Source organism: Brevundimonas sp. AVps31 (genome assembly GCF_058681355.1).
On sequence record NZ_CM178736.1, the window covers coordinates 1,724,945 to 1,741,246 of the forward strand.

Below are 16,302 nucleotides of genomic sequence, written 5' to 3' on the forward strand. Positions count from 1 at the left end.
TCAGGCGGCTCGCGTGGCCGCAATGTCGCCGTCGCGCGCCTCGGCGCGGATTCGGGCCGGGCGCTGGTTCAGCCGGTCCAGATAACGGTCGAACACCGGGCTGTCCGGCAGATGCTGGCGACCCCAACCCAGGGCGCTGCCGATGATGATGTCGGCGATCGTGAACTGGTCCCCCATCAGCCACGGCCCTTCCCACAGGGCCTCGATCAACCGGTCCATGACCTGTTGATAGCGCAGTCGCGCCGCGGGGTCGGTGTCGACCGCGCCGCTGATCTTGCCCCACAGCGCCGGCTCCATCTCGCCCGCGGCCCAGAACATCCAGCTCAACAACACGCCGCGCTGCGGCGCGCCGGGCGCGAAGCCCAGCCCGGCTTCGGGGTAGAGGCCCGACAGATAAACCGCGACCGCTCCCGACTCGGTGATCAGAACATCGTCGTGCAGAAGGGCGGGGACCTTGCCGTCAGGGTGCGGATTTTTCGGGTCGCGCGCCCCGCTGCCGTCGCCGCGGACGATGTCGCAATACTCGATCCGGGCGTCGGCCCCGAGCTCCTCGATCAGCCACACCAGTCGCGAAGACCGGGACCACGGAGCGTGAAACAGCGTCAACATATCGTCTCTCCCGAAGCCGGCGGCCCCTCGCCGCCGGTGCAGGTTGATCTACTGCCACCCTGCTGCCAGCATGTTGTCAGCAGCGAGGGTTCAGAAGAGGCAGTGAGGCTCCGTGAGCCGAGCGTTCGCCCACGCATTCGGGCGCAAGCAGCGAGCGACCGCGTCGTGAGCGCCAGCCCACAGGAAAAACCCCATGAGACGCGCCGACCGGCTGTTCCAGATTATCCAGGTGCTGCGGCGGTCGTCCCGGCCGGTGACGGCCGACGCCATCGCGACGGAGCTGGAAACATCGAAGCGGTCGATCTACCGCGACATCGCCACCCTCATGGCGCAACGGGTGCCGATCCGGGGCGAGGCCGGGCTGGGCTATGTGCTGGAGGGCGGCTTCGACATGCCGCCGCTGATGCTGACCTCGGACGAGATCGAGGCCGCGGTGCTGGGGGCGCAGTGGGTGGCGTCGCGGGGTGATCCGGCGCTGGCCCGGGCCGCCCGCGACCTGATCGCCAAGATCGCCGTGACCGTGCCGGAGCGACTGCGCCCCGTTCTGCTCGAGCCGGCCGTCGCCGGGCCGCCGGTATGGGAAGACGCGCGCAAGGCCGACGCGCTGGACATGGCCCAGGTGCGGGGCTGGATCCACTCGGGCCGCAAGCTGCGGCTTCACTATGCCGATGAACAGGGACGCGAAACCGTGCGGGTCATCTGGCCCTGCCTGATCGGCTACCGTGAGACCACCCGGCTGCTGGTCGGCTGGTGTGAGAGCCGCGATGACTTCCGCACCTTCCGCACGGATCGGGTCGTCTCCGCGGAGTTTCTGGAGGACCGCTACCCCGGCCGCCCCGCCGTCCTGCGCAGTCGTTGGCAGGCGAAGATGGACGCCGAAAAGGCGGCCTGGATCGCGAGCGGAAAGCCGGCGCCCGTTCCTCCCCCGACGGGGGAGGGGCACCGTCCGAAGCCGTAGGCGAAGGAGGGGGGAGGGGCGTTGGAGCGCCCCTCGGTCAGAAAGCGAAGAAGGGGCGACGGCGTGTCCCGCCGGCGCCCCTTCTTCACGGCGCGAAGTCGCGCCGCGCCACCTCCCCTTGAGGGGAGGAATGGCCGCTTCTCAATAAATCTCGAACAGGCCGGCCGCGCCCATGCCGCCGCCGATGCACATGGTGACGACGCCGTATTTGGCGCCGCGACGCTTGCCTTCGATCAGGACGTGGCCGGTCATCCGGGCGCCCGACATGCCGTAGGGGTGGCCGATCGAGATGGCGCCGCCCGAGACATTCAGCCAGTCCATCGGAATGCCGAGCGTGTCGGCGCAATAGAGCACCTGCACGGCGAAGGCTTCGTTCAGCTCCCAGATGCCGATGTCATCGACGGTGAGGCCGTGACGCTTCAGCAGCTTGGGCACGGCGTAGACCGGGCCGATGCCCATCTCGTCCGGCTCACAACCCGCCACGGCCATGCCGCGGTAGGCGCCCAGCGGCTGCAGGCCGCGCTTCACGGCCTCGCCGGCTTCCATGATCACGCAGGCCGAGGCGCCGTCCGACAGCTGCGACGCGTTGCCGGCGGTGATGAACTCGCCCTGCTGGATTTCCTCGCCGGAGCCGAACACGGGCTTCAGCGACTTCAGGCCTTCCAGCGTGGTGTCGGCGCGGTTGCCCTCGTCCTTCGAGAGAGTGATCTCTTTCTTCGAAGTCTCGCCGGTCGCCTTGTCCACGACCAGCATGGTGGTGGTCATCGGCACGATTTCGTCGTCGAACTTGCCGGCGGCCTGGGCGGCGGCGGTGCGCTGCTGGGATTGCAGGGCGTACTCGTCCTGACGGTCGCGGCTGATGTTGTAGCGACGCGCCACGACCTCGGCGGTTTCCAGCATGGACATATACATGTGCGGGGACAGCTTCAGCAGCTCCTCGTCCTTGCCGCGGTAGAGGTTCATATGCTGGTTCTGGACCAGGGAGATGGATTCCAGCCCGCCGCCGACGGCCATCTTCTGCTGATCGAAGATGACCTGTTTGGCGGCCGTGGCGATGCCCATCAGGCCCGAGGCGCACTGGCGGTCCAGCGACATGCCGGGAACGGTGGAGGGCAGGCCGGCGGCCAGGGCGATCTGGCGGGCGACATTGGTGCCGGTCGAACCCTGCTGCAGGGCGGCGCCCATGACCACGTCCTCGATCTCGGCCAGTTCGACGCCGGCGCGGGCCACGGCGTGCTTCACGGCGTGGGCCCCGAGTTGCTGGGCCTGGGTGTCGTTGAAGGCGCCGCGATAGGCGCGGCCGATGGGGGTGCGGGCGGTGGAGACGATGACGGCTTCGCGGGACATCTGGATTCTCTCTTAAGAGCGCTATCGCTCGCGACGCGGTCGCTCGCTGCTTGAGCGCGGTTTCCTCTGGACTTGCCCCCGGCTTCTGTCGGCCGGTTCAGCGACTGGTGAATAGTCTAGGCTCCTGCCGTGGCGTCAACGCAATCCCGTCCGGCCCGGAACCTCCCTGCGCCTCAAGCAGTGAGGCCCCGCGGGCCGAACGTAGGCGCCGCGCCGGAGGCGCGCCCTTCTCAGGAATGAGCCTTCTGGGCCTTGGTCAGTTCGATCATGCCCTGGGCGGCGCCCATGTCGGGGACGATCTCGCCGGTGCGATCCGAGATTTCGGCGAACCGGGCCTCGATCTGTTCGGCGGCGTCTTCGCCGACGGCATGGATGCCTTGGGTGATGGTGACATAGGCGCGCTCGAAACCGCCCGCGCCGGCCGCCAGGATGCAGCGGCTGGGGGCGTTGTCGCTGACCAGATACAGCACGCCCGGCGACACCAGTTCCGGCCCCAGCGCCTCAAGCGGCAGGGCGGCGCCCAGATCCTCGGTCATGCGGGTATGGGCGGTCGGGGCCAGGCAGTTGACGCGGATGTCGTTCTTGGCGCCCTCGATGGACAGGGTCTGCATCAGGCCGACCAGCGCCATCTTGGCCGCGCCGTAGTTCGACTGGCCGAAGTTTCCGTACAGGCCCGAGGACGAGGTGGTCATGACGATGCGACCATAGTTCTGGGTGCGCATGATCTCCCAGACCGCCTTGGTGCAGTTCACCGCGCCCATCAGGTGCACGTCCATCACGAACTGGAAGTCGGCGATCTCCATCTTGGCGAACGTCTTGTCGCGCAGGACGCCGGCGTTGTTCACGAGGATGTCGATCCGGCCCCACTTGTCCATCGCGGCCTTCACCATGGCTTCGACGGCGGCGAAGTCCGTGACCGAGGCGGCGTTGGCGATGGCTTCGCCGCCCAGGGCCTCGATCTCCGCGACCACGGCCTCGGCGGCGGTCGCCGAGCCGCCCGAGCCGTCCCGGGCGCCGCCCAGATCGTTGACGACCACTTTCGCGCCACGTTTGGCCAGGGCGAGAGCATGTTCGCGGCCCAATCCGCCGCCCGCGCCGGTGACAATGGCTACCCGGCCGTCAAATCGCATCGACATTTGAACTTTCTCCCTTTGGAGAGTTTCTCCTAGCAGGCGTTTTGGCCCGCGAAACCCGGCTAATGTGTTGAAACGGCGCCACAGTCGCCGCATTCGCAGCCAGATTAGGGAACCCCGACCATACATTGTGGTTAGGCCTGCTGAGCGGGCACGTGTAGACGTGGCCCATCGGGCAAACCTGAGTGAGGGATATGATGAAGGTGAAACTTCTCGCCGGCGTCGCGATTGCGGGGCTGTTCGCAGCCGGCGCTGCGTCTGCCGAGCCGAACGGCTGGTACGGTGCTATTGACGCCGGTTACCACACGATCGGCGACATCGAGACCACGTCGCAAGTGGCGGGTCCGCAGTTCGACTTCGAAGTCGACGACTCCTGGGCGGCGTTCGCCCGTCTGGGCTACCGGTTCAACGAGAACTGGCGCGTGGAACTTGAGGGCGGCTACCGTGACGGTGGCGACATCGCCTCCGTGACCAACCCGAACGCGAGCGTCATCACCGGCGTCTGCAACATCACGCCGACCACCGTGTGCACGAGCCCGGAAGGCGAGATCAAGTCGACCACCCTGATGGCCAACGTGATCTATGACTTCGGCGACGAGTCGTGGGCCTTCCGTCCGTTCATCGGTCTGGGCGCCGGCGTCAACCGCGTCGACACCCAACTGCTGGGCACCCTGGGCGGCCGTCGCACGACCGCCATCGGCATCGACGACTCCTCGACCAAGCTGGCGGCGCAAGCCCTCGCCGGCGTGGCCTGGGCGATCAGCGATCGGGCCCATCTGGACCTGACCTATCGCTACCTGGTGTCGGACATGGAGTTCGAAGCCGCCATCAACCCGGTCGTTGACGCCGGTCTGGGCGGACCGTTCGCCGGTCGTTACGACGACAGCCACACCGTGACCCTGGGCCTGCGCTATGCGTTCGGCGCCGACGAGCCGGCGTACATCCCGCCGCCGCCGCCCCCGCCGCCCCCGCCGCCGCCCCCGCCGCCGCCGCCTCCGCCCCCGCCGCCTCCCGCGGTGCAGGCGAACCGTGAGTTCGTGGTCTACTTCGACTGGGATCGCTCGGAACTGACGGCTGAAGCCCAGTCGGTGGTCACGCAGGCCGCCAACTACGCCAAGTCGGGCCGTCCGACCCGCGTCCTGATCGTCGGCCACGCCGATACCTCGGGCTCGGCGGCGTACAACATCGGCCTGTCGAACCGCCGTGCGCGCACCGTGGCTGACGCCCTGGTCGCTCAAGGCGTCAACGGCGGCGTGATCTCGCTGGACGGCAAGGGTGAAACCGCCCTGGCCCGCCCGACCGCCGACGGCGTTCGCGAGCCGCTGAACCGTCGCGCCACCATCGGCATCAACTTCCGCTAAACCCGGACGCTGATCCGATCCCTTCGGCCCTTCGGGGCTGAAGGACGGCAGACAAGACACAGAGCCGCCGGTCCTCGAAAGAGGGCCGGCGGTTTTGCTTTGCGGGGACATGGGGTGGTCAAAGGCGCGCCCGCTCGCTATCTCCACGACCTGTCTGAACGGGGTGGACCACATGCGCGTGGCGATGATCGGAACCGGCTATGTGGGCCTGGTGTCAGGGGCCTGTTTCGCCGACTTCGGCCATGTGGTGACCTGCGTCGACAAGGACCCCTCCAAGATCGAGCGGCTCGAGAAGGGTGAGATCCCGATCTTCGAGCCCGGCCTGGACGATCTGGTCGCCTCGAACGTGCGCGGTGGGCGCCTGTCTTTCGCGCTGGACGGCGCCGAGGCCATCCGCACGGCCGACGCCGTCTTCATCGCCGTCGGCACGCCCTCGCGCCGGGGCGACGGGCATGCGGACCTGTCCTACGTCTATGCCGCCGCCGAGGAGATCGCGGGCCTGATCGAGGGCTTTACCGTGATCGTGACCAAATCCACGGTCCCGGTCGGCACCGGTGACGAGATCGAACGCATCGTCCGCGAGCGTCGTCCGGACGCCGAGTTCGCCGTGGTCTCCAATCCCGAATTCCTCCGCGAAGGGGCGGCGATCGAGGATTTCAAACGTCCTGACCGGGTCGTGGTCGGCACCGAGGATGCGCGCGCCCAGACGCTGATGCGCGAGCTGTATCGTCCGCTGAACCTGAATGAGACGCCGATCCTGTTCACCGGCCGCCGCACGTCCGAACTGATCAAATATGCGGCCAATGCCTTCCTGGCGATGAAGATCACCTTCATCAACGAGATGGCCGACCTGTGCGAGGCCGTCGGCGCCGATGTGCAACAGGTCGCGCGCGGCATCGGCCTGGACAACCGGATCGGCTCGAAATTCCTGCATGCGGGCCCCGGCTACGGCGGCTCCTGCTTCCCGAAGGACACGCTGGCGCTGGTGCGCACGGCGGTGGACGCGGGCACGCCGGTGCGCCTGATCGAAACCACGGTCGAAGTGAACGACGCGCGCAAGAAGGCCATGGCCGGCCGGGTCGCCTCCGTCGTGGATGGCGACCTGAACGGCAAGACGGTCGCCCTGCTGGGCGTGACCTTCAAGCCGAACACCGACGACATGCGCGACGCGCCCTCGCTGGACGTGGTGCCGGCCCTGCTGGCCGCCGGCGCCACGGTTCAGGCCTATGATCCCGAAGGCATGCACGAGGCGGCCAAGCTGCTGGACGGCGTCATCTTCAAGGACGGCCCGTATGACGCGGTCGCGGGCGCCGACGTGGTGGTGATCCTGACCGAGTGGGACCAGTTCCGCGCCCTGGATCTGGACCGCATCAAGCTGCTGGTCCGCCAGCCGGTGATCGTGGATTTGCGCAACGTCTACCGCCCGGACGATATGCGGGCGCGGGGCTTCCGCTACACCTCCATCGGCCGGGCGTAAGCCTGATCTATCGGGAAACGGTGCGGATCAGCTGAACCTGCGCCTCGGCGACGGGATCGGCCTTGGGCATCAGCACGCGACCGGCGCCGATGACCACGGTCGCGGTCAGCACAGCGGACAGCACGGCGAGGGTCGCCAGTTTTACGCTTTCAGTGAATTCCTGATGGTCCGGACGCACGTCTTCCCCCGACTCGAAGGTCGATGCGTATCCAGCATTTCACACGCCTGGTTCGCAAGTCACGGAACGGTGTGACGGCGGAAAAAAGGGCGACGCCGACGGCGTCGCCCTTTCCGGTCTGACGAAAGACGTCCGGATCAGCCGCGGAACGGGCGGATCAGGATCTCAACGCGACGGTTCTGGGCCTTGCCCTCGGCTGTGGCGTTGGAAGCGATCGGCTGGCTTTCGCCGCGGCCGTCGACGTACAGGCGGTCGGCCAGCACGTTGCGCTGGACCAGATACTGGGCCACCGACGAGGCGCGCTGACGCGAGAGGTTCAGGTTGTAGTCGTCCGAACCGTCGGAATCCGCGTGGCCGACGATGTCGATGGTCGACTGGTCATAGCGGTTCAGCACCGCCGCAACGTCGTCCAGCGTCGCGTAGAAACGGCTGTTCACCGCCGACTGGTTGGACGCGAAGGTCACATCCGACGGCATACGCAGGACCAGGTTGTCGCCCTGACGGGCCACGCCGACGCCCGAGCCGGACAGTTCGGCTTCCAGTTCGCGCTGCTGACGGTCCATGTACTGGCCGACGGCCGCGCCGCCCAGGGCGCCGATGCCGGCCCCGATCAGCGCGTTCTTGCGGCCTTCCTCGGAGTTGGAGGTGTTGGTCAGATAGCCCAGCAGGGCGCCGCCCAGGGCGCCGGCGATCACGCCCGTGCCGGTGTTGTTGCGACGCGGGGTCGAGCTGTAGGGGTCGGTCGTGGTGCAGGCGGCGGCGCCCAGCAGGGCGGCGATGCTGACGCCGGCGACGAGAAGTTTGGCGCGCATGATGAATCCTTTTTGATCGTGAGGCCTTGGCCCCTGAAACGCGACCTTACAGTCAAGGTTCCTGCCTGTACCGTTCCTGAACGAACAACGGGTGTTTTCCCCTTCGTGTCCTCGCTTTGCCAAGATCGGGTCTCAAGGCGTATGGAAACGGCCAGATTATCGACAAGGGTTCCCTCGTGACCGCAGACGCCCCCGCCTCCACCGCCGATCAAGCCCCGGGCCGCGCCCTCGAGCCGGTTTCGATGAAATTGTACGACACCGACTTCCATGCGTTCGCGGACGCGCTGGGCGGATCATTCAAGCGCTACGGCTTCGCCGTCATCGCCGACCATGGTCTGGATGAACAGGTGATCGGCGACGCCCTGGCCGACGCCAAGGCCTTCTTCGCCCTGCCGGAGGACGTCAAGCGCCAGTATCACCAGCCGGGCACAGGCGGCGCGCGCGGCCTGACCCCGTTCGGTGTCGAAGCCGCCAAGGGCGCCGCCGCGGTCGATCTGAAGGAGTTCTGGCACGTCGGCCGCGAGCTGCCGGAGGGCCATCCCTATCGAAAATACATGCGCGACAACGTGTGGCCGACCGAGATCGAGGGCTTCCGGCCGCACGTCTACGGCATGTTCGCGGCCATGGACGCGCTGGGCGCCAAGGTGCTGCGCGGCATCGCCCGCTACCTGAAGCTCGGCGACGACTATTTCGCGGACAAGGTCCAGCTCGGGAACTCGATCCTGCGCATGCTGCACTATCCGCCGGTGGCGGCGGGCGCCTCGGGCGTCCGCGCGGGCGCGCATGAGGACATCAATGTCATCACCCTTCTGCTGGGCGCCGAGGAGCGCGGGCTGCAGCTGAAGGACGCCGACGGCGAATGGCTGGAAGTCGCTCCGCCGCCGGGCGCGCTGGTGGTCAACATAGGCGACATGCTGCAGCGCCTGACCAACCACGTCCTGCCGTCGACCAGCCATCGGGTCATCAACCCGACGCCGGAACGGGCCAGCTTCGCCCGCTATTCGACGCCCTTCTTCCTGCACTTCAACCCGGACTTCGTGATCGAGAGCCTGCCGTCCACCGTGACGCCGGAAAATCCCGACCGCTATGAAGGCCAGCCCTTGATGGCCGAGGATTTCCTGATGCAGCGCCTGAAGGAAATCCGGCTGATCTGAGGATGGTGCGCGCCGGCTTTGGCCGGAGCGTGTGAAGGGGTTGGCCCCTTACACGCCCCGGCGCCTGCCGACAGGGGCGCCCGCTTATTTCGAGATGCGCAACTGGCTGATGCTGCGGCCGATGGCGGCGAAGGCGGTCTTCAGCGACGAGCCGTTCTGCGGCAGGTAGACATGCTGCGCGTTGGTCGCGCAGGCCTGCATGACCTCTGTCGCCGTATCGACCACATTGGGCGTCCTGTCCGTGGTGCCCGCGATGTCGAAGCCGACGGTGTAGATGATGATGCCCTGCGCCTTCATGGCGTTGCACATGTTCACCGACTGCAGGAAGGGGCTGCCGTTGTTGGAGTCGTGGTTGATCCAGCGATCGTCCGAACCGCCGCCCGTGCCCGAGTCCCGCGCCCGGACGCCGTTGTAATAGACCGCGTTGAACTCGCCGTCGGTCATGATGATGACGACCTTCAGCAGGTTCGGGGTGCCATAGGGGTCGGGCGCGCTCTCCGTCGGGAAGATGGAGGCGAAGGTCGGCGAGACCATGTACCAGCCCCAGCCCACGCCGATCTGCCCGGCGGTGCCGCCCTCGGCCTTGTAGGCGTTGATGCGGCTGTGGAGCGTGTCCCGGTTGGTCGTCAGCGGGGTGAAGGTCGTGGTCATGCACCCGCCCTGGCCGACATTGGTGGTGCCGACGTAGGAGAAGGCGACCTTGGAGGTCGAGGCGGAGGCATCGGTATAGGCGTTCGAACCGACCCGCTCGCTGACGCAACTGGAGGCGTCATAGGCGCGCAGATCGCCATTGTTGTTGGTGAACAGATAGCTGGAGCAACCGTACTCCAGGCACTGCACCGTGCCGTTGGACGAGGTGTAGTTGGACACCGGGACCGCAGGGCCGACCAGGCCGTTGATGGAGAAGGTCGAGTCGGTCTGTTTGGTCACGGTCCGGTAGAAGGCCGTGTTCCCGCTGGGAATGACGCTGTTCTGCGTGTTGACCTGGGTCATGCCGCCGACATTGACGATGCGCACGTCCTCGCCCGTGCTCAGGCCGTGGCTGTTCGAGGTGACCACCACTTCGCAGGTCGGGATCAGGCAGCGGCGGGTGATGCCGCTGTTGGCGGAGTAGGTCTGATAGTTCGACGTGCTGATCGCCGCCCCGGCGACCGTGGTCAGGCTGAAGCTGTTGTTGTCGATCTTTACGACCTTGTAGATTTTTCCGTTCAGCCAGCCGGCAAGATCGCTCTTGCCCGCGTTGTTGGCGTCCGTGACCCCGCTGACCCAGACGACATCGCCCGTCGCGTAGCCGTGGCTGCTGACGGTCAGGACCCCCGGATTGGCCAGGCTGACGCCGCCGATCGTCTTCTGGCTGTTGGCCACCATCCAGGCCGCGCCGCTGATGCTCGTCGGGCCGCGCGCGGCGCCGCGCACGGCGTTCAGGTAGGAACCGGCGTTGACCCCCATGGAATAGGGCACCAGGGCCATGCGGGTCTTGTTGATGTTCTGGTTGTCCTGGACCACCAGGTCGACCAGGTCGTTGGCCGCCTCCTGAAGGTCGGACAGGCGCGCTCCGTCCATCGAGCCGGTGATGTCGAGCACCAGCGACACCTCGATGTCCTTGGTCGCACGGTTCACCTCCGAGTGGGCGCCGACCAGGATGGAGTCATCCATGAACTTGCCGTACGGCGGCAGGAAGATGTTGGCGACCAGCGTCTGCACATCGACCTTGGAGGTGGCGACCACGATTTCGCTGTTGCGCAGGGTGAAGGTGGTGTCGGCCTCGCGCAGGGTGATGTTCGGATAGGCCTGCAGGTTGGCCTTCAGCGCCGCGAGACCGACCCGCTGGATGTTCGCGTCATCCGAATAGGGCGAGCGGGCGGCGGCCAGGGCGGCGGCGTCCAGCGCGTCCTGGAGGTTCACCCGCACGGTCGAGGCGCGGTTGATGTCCACCCCGCCCACGGTCATCAGGATCAGCACCGGCAGGCTCAGACCGAAGATCATCGCGACATTGCCGCGCGTCTCGCTCGCCAGACGGCCCAGGAAGGCGCGCGCGCCACGGGCGGTCTCGCTGATCCAGTGTCCGATGCTCATTGTCGTTCCGGCCCCGTCGCGGGCGGAAGCCGCCCATGATCTTGCGCCGGATATTGACGGAGTTCGGTTAAGGGAAGGATCAACGGCGAAGGTTAACCCGGCGGTGACGAACCGCCGGGCGCCCCTGTCCCCTCAGGCCTTCAGGCGTCCCAGCCGCAATCCTTGCCGCGGTTCTGTGCGGTCAGCCATACGTTCAGCGGGGCGAAGTAGTCGGCCACCGCCGAGGCGTCGTTGCCGGTCTCGCCGGTGAAGGCCTGCATGGCCTCCGGCCATGGCCGCGACTGACCCATCTCCAGCATGGCGTTGAAGCGCTCGCCGACCGCCTCGTTGCCGTAGATCGAGCAGCGGTGCAGCGGCCCGGTCCAGCCCGCCTGCTTGCAGGCCGCGCGCTGGAACTGGAACTGGTAGATGTGGGCCAGGAAGTAGCGGGTGTACGGGGTGTTGCCCGGGATGTGGTATTTGGCGCCCGGATCGAAGGCGCCGGCCGGGCGCGGTCCCGGCGGGACCAGACCCTGATATTTCAGCATGTCGGCCGACCAGGCGGTGTTGTACTCGGCCGGGCTGGTCTCGCCCGAGAAGACATCCCAACGCCAGCGGTCAACCATCAGGCCGAAGGGCAGGAAGGCGATCTTGTCGAGCGCCATCTTCAGAAGGAAGGGAATGTCCTCCGCCTCGCCCGGCGTGGTCTGCAACAGGCCGATCTGGTTCAGATAGGTCGGCGTCAGGGCCGACAGTCCGACGAAGTCGCCGATGGCCTCGTGGAAGCCGTCGTTCGCCCCGTTCTTGAACAGGAAGGGCTGATCCTTGTAGGCGCGCTGGTAGTAGTTGTGACCCAGCTCGTGATGGACGGTGTAGAAGTCGTCGCCGTTCACCTGGGTGCACATCTTGATGCGGATGTCCTCCAGATTGTCCAGATCCCAGGCCGAGGCGTGGCACACGACTTCGCGGTCACGCGGGCGGGTGATCTGCGACCGTTCCCAGAAGGTCTGGGGCAGGGGATCAAGGCCCAGCGAGGTGTAGAAGCCCTCGCCGGTGCGGACCATGCGGGTGGCGTCATAGTTCTGCGCCGTCAGCAGGTTGGTCAGGTCGTAGCTGCTCTCGCCGCCGGTGGTCGGAGCCACGACGTCGTAGATATTGCCCCATTGCTGAGACCACATATTGCCCAGCAGATCGGCACGGATCGGGCCGCGATCGGGCTGGACGGTATCGCCGTATCTGGCGTTCAGTCGGCCGCGGACATAGCAGTGCAGGTTCACATAGAAGGGCTTCACCTGCTCCCACAGGCGATCGGTTTCGGCGGCGAAGGCGTCCGGGTCCATGTCGTAGCCCGCGCGCCACATGGCGCCCGTGTCGGCGAAACCCAGCTCGCGGCTGCCTTCGTTGGCGATCTCGACCATCCGGGCGTAGTCGGCGGCCATGACGGGCGAGATGGTGCGCCACCCCTCGTACAGGGCCTTGGTTTCGTTCGGGTCGCGGCTGTCGGCGATCAGGACATTGGCGTCGTCCAGCGTGATCTGGCGGCCCTGGTAGTCGAACTTTCCGACCGAATAGGTTGAGTCCAGACGGGTGGTGATGTCCGCCAGTTCGTTGGCGGCGCCCGGACGGTTCGGGGCGGGCAGAACGATGCCCAGCCGCAGCAGGTTCAGCTTGCGGCGGACGTCGGCGGGAACTTCCACATCGTTGAAGGCGGCGGCCTGGTTGGCCAGGGAGACCTGGGTTTCGGTCACCTCGGCGTTGATCCGGCTCTCCAGCCACATGGTGTCGTAGGTGATGTTCGTCGCGCGGGTCCACTGGATGCGCGCGGCCTCTTCGCTGAGCGCGGCCAGCCGCGTTTCGGCGGCCGCCACGAAGGCGGCGGCGCCGTCGGCGGTCACGGGGTACGCCTCCGTTGCGGCGACAGGCGTCGCCTGCGGGGTCTCGACGCCGTTTCCGGCATGGGCGTCGCGGGCCATCGAGGCGCAGGCGGCGACGCCGAAGGCGAGCGCGCAAAGGGCGGTCGCGGTCATCAGGGAACGCTTCATGGGATCCTCCTCGCGGCCTCCCGCCGCGTCTCGGACGGCAAGGGACCGGAGCGGGGCCGTCAGGTCAAGCGGCGCCTTTAACCGCTCACGCAGGCGTTCAGGCCGTCGTTGCGCACCGTGCCCATGGCCGCCTGGATGCGCGCGGCGCGTCGGCGGATATAGGGGCCGGGCGAAGCGGCCTTGTAGCGGCGCGGGCTGGGCAGGATGGCGGCCAGCCGGGCGGCCTCGCGCGGGGTCAGGTCGCGCGCGCTCTTGCCGTACCAGTGCCGCGCGGCGGCCTCGGCGCCATAGACGCCCGGCCCCCACTCGGCGACGTTCAGATAGACCTCCATGATCCGGCGCTTGCCCCAGGTCGTTTCGATCAGCACGGTGTAGCCGGCCTCCAGACCCTTGCGGACCCAGTCGCGGCCCGGCCACAGGAAGACGTTCTTGGCCGTCTGTTGGCTGATGGTCGAGCCGCCCCGGATGCGGCCCGTGCCGCGCTTTTCGGCCCGCGCATTGGTCTTCAGCGCCTGCTCAATGGCCTTCATGTCGAAGCCGGAGTGGGCGCAGAAGGTCGCGTCCTCCGACGCGATCACCGCATCGACCAACCGGGGAGAGATGTCGTCCAGCGACCGCCAGCGGTAGTCGCGGCCCTCGCCCTGGAACAGCCGGGTGGTCATCAGCCAGGTCTGGGGCGGCGGCACGAAGCGGTACAGGGCCACGCCGCCGACCAGCACGACCAGCAGAACCGTCAGCACGATCAGTATCGGCCGTCGCCGCCTTGGTTTGGGAGCCCCCGTCATCCGCTGATGGTGAGCGGCCCGCTCGCCCGGTGCAAGAGGGTCAGGCGGCGAGAATGGGCGGCGAGCCCTTATGGCCGCATTCCAGACCGGCGGCGCGGACATCGGCCTCGCCGATCCCGGCGCCGACCAGCGTCAGCACCTCCTCCAGCACGGCGTCCAGAGGTGCGGCGATGCCGGCCAGAATGCTCCGGATCTGGTTGGGCAGGCCGGGCAGGGCGATGCCCAGCCCCAAAACCTGAACGTCGAGATCGGCGTTGGCCACCAGACTGGTCAGGGTCGTGCCGAGAATGCTCTTCGATCCGATGGTCTGGGCCTTCAGGCTGGTGATGTCCGCGCGAGTGAAACGCAGCCGGGTGTCGCCGGAATCGCCGACGTTGATGCGGGCGGCGGCGCGGACCTTCAGCGCGGCGGTGTCCAGCACGGCGGCGGGCGACAGGGCCGCGTCGCGTGAGAAGTCCGACAGCCGCGTTGACTCGATCTCGCCCAACGCCACGCTGGCGACGCCCGAGCGGGCGATGACGTCGAATTCGTCCGCGCGGCAGTTGATCGCCGCCAGCGAGGCCTTGCCGCTCGCGATCTCGGCATAGACCGGCAGATGGACCCGTCCCAGTCCGGCCAGATGGGCGGTGGTGACGTCCACATGCACCCGCGCCTGCGCCGTGCGGACCACGGTCGTGCCGTCGCGAGCGATGGTCAGCCACGCCGACTTCTGTTCGCGCTCGCCGATCGCCACCCGCACCTGCGCCGAGACGGGGGCGTCCACGTCGGCGTTCAGGCTGATGGTCTGCGGCCCGGCGGCTTCGCCCAGGGCGGCGCTGAGCAGATCCCATACGGGGACCTTGGCGTTGATGCTGCCCTTCACCCCCGGCGCGACGTCGATCAGGCTGTCGAGCCGCAGGTTGCGGTCGGCTCCGGTTCCGAGCGAGGCCGACAGGCTCTTCAGGGCGACGCTGGCCTGACCGCTGGTGGTCGCGGCCATGGAGTCCACCAGCGTGCGGGTCGACAGGTTGCGGGTCAGCAGGGTCTCGCGATCCGCCACAGACAGGCTTTTGCCGAGGTCCTGCAGCAAGGCGTCCACATCGAGGCTGGAGGTCAGCAGGCTGTCATAGGACAGGGCGGTCAGTTGGATCTGGCGGCCGGTCAGTTGGGACAGCAGGGAGTTCACCAGCGGCGGGTCCAGCGACAGCAGGCGCGATCCGATGGAGAAGGCGGCGGCGTCGCGGGCGGGGCGGATCGCCACCGCGGTCTTGCGCACCCGCACGGAGTCGATGCCCAGCACAGAGCCGAAGAACAGCCGCACATCCTCCTGCAGGACGACCTGGACGGCGTCGGGTATCGGTCCGGCCGCGTTGAAGCGCTCCGGGATCGGCACGTCGCGGCGCGCGACGTATTCGCCCAGCGTCACGCCGCGAACCGTCGCGCCGGAGTTCTTCAACGCCAGAATGCGGTGCACGGTGGTCTCGGCGGTGTTCAGATTGCCGGCGGCGGAGACCGCGGCGGTGTCGGCCAGTCCTTGGAGGGCGCGGGCGCGGAACTGCACCGAGGCGGCGTCGATGACGGCGGCGGTCGCGGTGATGATCAGCACCGACATCAGCACCGCCAGGGCGCCGACCCCGCCGCGCTCGTCGCGCCGCAGCCGCGTCAGCAGCGCCTTCATCCTGTGGCCTGCGGAATGACCACGACGGCGCCGCGCGTGACATGGCGGTCGGGCATTGGAATGAGGCGCGACAGGTCATAGTCGGGGAGGGTGGTGGTCACCGTGACCGAGTACAGATCGCCGTCCCTTGAGGCGCGCCACGTCCGGGTGGCGCCCTTCTCCAGCGGCACACGCACCACGGCGCCGGCCATCAGATTGCTGACGATCGTGTTGCGCTCGGCATCGTCGATGCCGGCCACGGCGGCGCGGGCGCCGTCGCTGGCCAGGTTCTGCGTCTGGGCGGCGACGGTGAACCAGCGGCTGTAGAAGACGCCGCCCGCCACCAGGCTCAGCAGGACGGGCGCCAGCACGGCGAATTCCACCGCGGCGCTTCCGCGGCGGTCCCGCAGGAACTTTTGGATTACCGGGCGCGACATGCGGGCGCCTTTCCGGCGCCGGACGTGGACTGGAGAATCGTATCGGCCATGGTCCGCCGGGTCTTCGGACACTCAGCCAGCGCGACGATGCGCCATTCTTCAGGGGAAAGATCCGCCATCGAGACCGGCTGCGCCGCGGGGCGAACGCGCGCCTCCGTGCGAGGTGGAATGTCCAATCCGAGAAAGCCGGGAACAGGTGTGACAAGCGACATGATGCGAGGGATAACGCAGAATCGCTAATACACCCTGAACGGGTAAAGTGAAGCGCCACTCGCAGAAATGGTGGTTTTCGTCGCGGGGATTTGCGCCCGTGAACGC

General features: G+C 67.5%; 14 protein-coding genes. 4 read left to right on the forward strand and 10 right to left on the reverse strand.

Annotated features, from left to right (window positions below; translation table 11 throughout):
- Positions 1-609 (reverse strand): glutathione S-transferase family protein, encoded by a 609-nt coding sequence (locus ACW174_RS08305; RefSeq protein ID WP_492017176.1) that lies wholly within the window; start codon positions 607-609, stop codon positions 1-3.
- Between the two features lie 193 nt (positions 610-802).
- Here ACW174_RS08305 and ACW174_RS08310 point away from each other — a divergent pair, with 193 nt between their 5' ends.
- On the forward strand, positions 803-1,567 hold the full coding sequence (locus tag ACW174_RS08310) for a helix-turn-helix transcriptional regulator (protein ID WP_492017177.1): 765 nt from the start codon (positions 803-805) through the stop codon (positions 1,565-1,567).
- 141 nt (positions 1,568-1,708) lie between these two features.
- Here ACW174_RS08310 and ACW174_RS08315 read toward each other — a convergent pair whose 3' ends face one another.
- Positions 1,709-2,914, reverse strand: coding sequence for an acetyl-CoA C-acyltransferase (locus tag ACW174_RS08315; protein WP_492017178.1), 1,206 nt, complete (start codon positions 2,912-2,914; stop codon positions 1,709-1,711).
- Between the two features lie 230 nt (positions 2,915-3,144).
- A complete protein-coding gene (locus ACW174_RS08320) occupies positions 3,145-4,050 on the reverse strand; it encodes an SDR family NAD(P)-dependent oxidoreductase (protein ID WP_492017179.1) in 906 nt (301 codons plus the stop codon).
- A 194-nt stretch (positions 4,051-4,244) separates the two neighbouring features.
- Between ACW174_RS08320 and ACW174_RS08325 the strand changes: the two genes are divergently transcribed.
- Complete coding sequence (locus ACW174_RS08325) at positions 4,245-5,408, forward strand: OmpA family protein (RefSeq protein WP_492017254.1); 1,164 nt, start codon at positions 4,245-4,247, stop codon at positions 5,406-5,408.
- Between the two features lie 172 nt (positions 5,409-5,580).
- Positions 5,581-6,885 carry a UDP-glucose dehydrogenase family protein gene (locus ACW174_RS08330; protein WP_492017255.1) on the forward strand — a complete coding sequence of 435 codons (1,305 nt, stop codon included), beginning with the start codon at positions 5,581-5,583 and terminating at the stop codon, positions 6,883-6,885.
- A 7-nt stretch (positions 6,886-6,892) separates the two neighbouring features.
- Here the strand turns inward: ACW174_RS08330 and ACW174_RS08335 are convergent, their stop codons facing one another.
- Together ACW174_RS08335 and ACW174_RS08340 are read right to left on the reverse strand one after the other, a co-directional pair.
- Positions 6,893-7,063: a hypothetical protein gene (locus ACW174_RS08335; RefSeq protein ID WP_492017180.1), complete on the reverse strand. Its 171-nt coding sequence runs from the start codon at positions 7,061-7,063 to the stop codon at positions 6,893-6,895.
- A 137-nt stretch (positions 7,064-7,200) separates the two neighbouring features.
- Positions 7,201-7,875 carry a YiaD family glycine zipper/OmpA-like lipoprotein gene (locus ACW174_RS08340; protein WP_492017181.1) on the reverse strand — a complete coding sequence of 225 codons (675 nt, stop codon included), beginning with the start codon at positions 7,873-7,875 and terminating at the stop codon, positions 7,201-7,203.
- A gap of 242 nt (positions 7,876-8,117) precedes the next feature.
- On the opposite strand from ACW174_RS08340, the gene ACW174_RS08345 reads away from it, so the two are divergent.
- Complete coding sequence (locus ACW174_RS08345) at positions 8,118-9,029, forward strand: isopenicillin N synthase family dioxygenase (RefSeq protein ID WP_492017256.1); 912 nt, start codon at positions 8,118-8,120, stop codon at positions 9,027-9,029.
- Positions 9,030-9,113: 84 nt separating this feature from the next.
- Here ACW174_RS08345 and ACW174_RS08350 read toward each other — a convergent pair whose 3' ends face one another.
- The 5 genes from ACW174_RS08350 to ACW174_RS08370 form a co-directional block, all read right to left on the reverse strand.
- Complete coding sequence (locus ACW174_RS08350) at positions 9,114-11,105, reverse strand: TadE/TadG family type IV pilus assembly protein (RefSeq protein ID WP_492017182.1); 1,992 nt, start codon at positions 11,103-11,105, stop codon at positions 9,114-9,116.
- Between the two features lie 140 nt (positions 11,106-11,245).
- A complete protein-coding gene (locus ACW174_RS08355) occupies positions 11,246-13,126 on the reverse strand; it encodes a M2 family metallopeptidase (RefSeq protein WP_492017183.1) in 1,881 nt (626 codons plus the stop codon).
- A 77-nt stretch (positions 13,127-13,203) separates the two neighbouring features.
- Complete coding sequence (gene mtgA / locus ACW174_RS08360) at positions 13,204-13,911, reverse strand: monofunctional biosynthetic peptidoglycan transglycosylase (protein WP_492017184.1); 708 nt, start codon at positions 13,909-13,911, stop codon at positions 13,204-13,206.
- Between the two features lie 40 nt (positions 13,912-13,951).
- Positions 13,952-15,568 carry a TadG family pilus assembly protein gene (locus ACW174_RS08365; RefSeq protein ID WP_492017185.1) on the reverse strand — a complete coding sequence of 539 codons (1,617 nt, stop codon included), beginning with the start codon at positions 15,566-15,568 and terminating at the stop codon, positions 13,952-13,954.
- Positions 15,565-15,930, reverse strand: a complete 366-nt coding sequence (locus tag ACW174_RS08370) for a TadE/TadG family type IV pilus assembly protein (protein WP_492017186.1) — start codon at positions 15,928-15,930, stop codon at positions 15,565-15,567. Before ACW174_RS08370 ends, ACW174_RS08365 begins: the two co-directional genes overlap by 4 nt.
- Between the last annotated feature and the right edge of the window lie 372 nt (positions 15,931-16,302).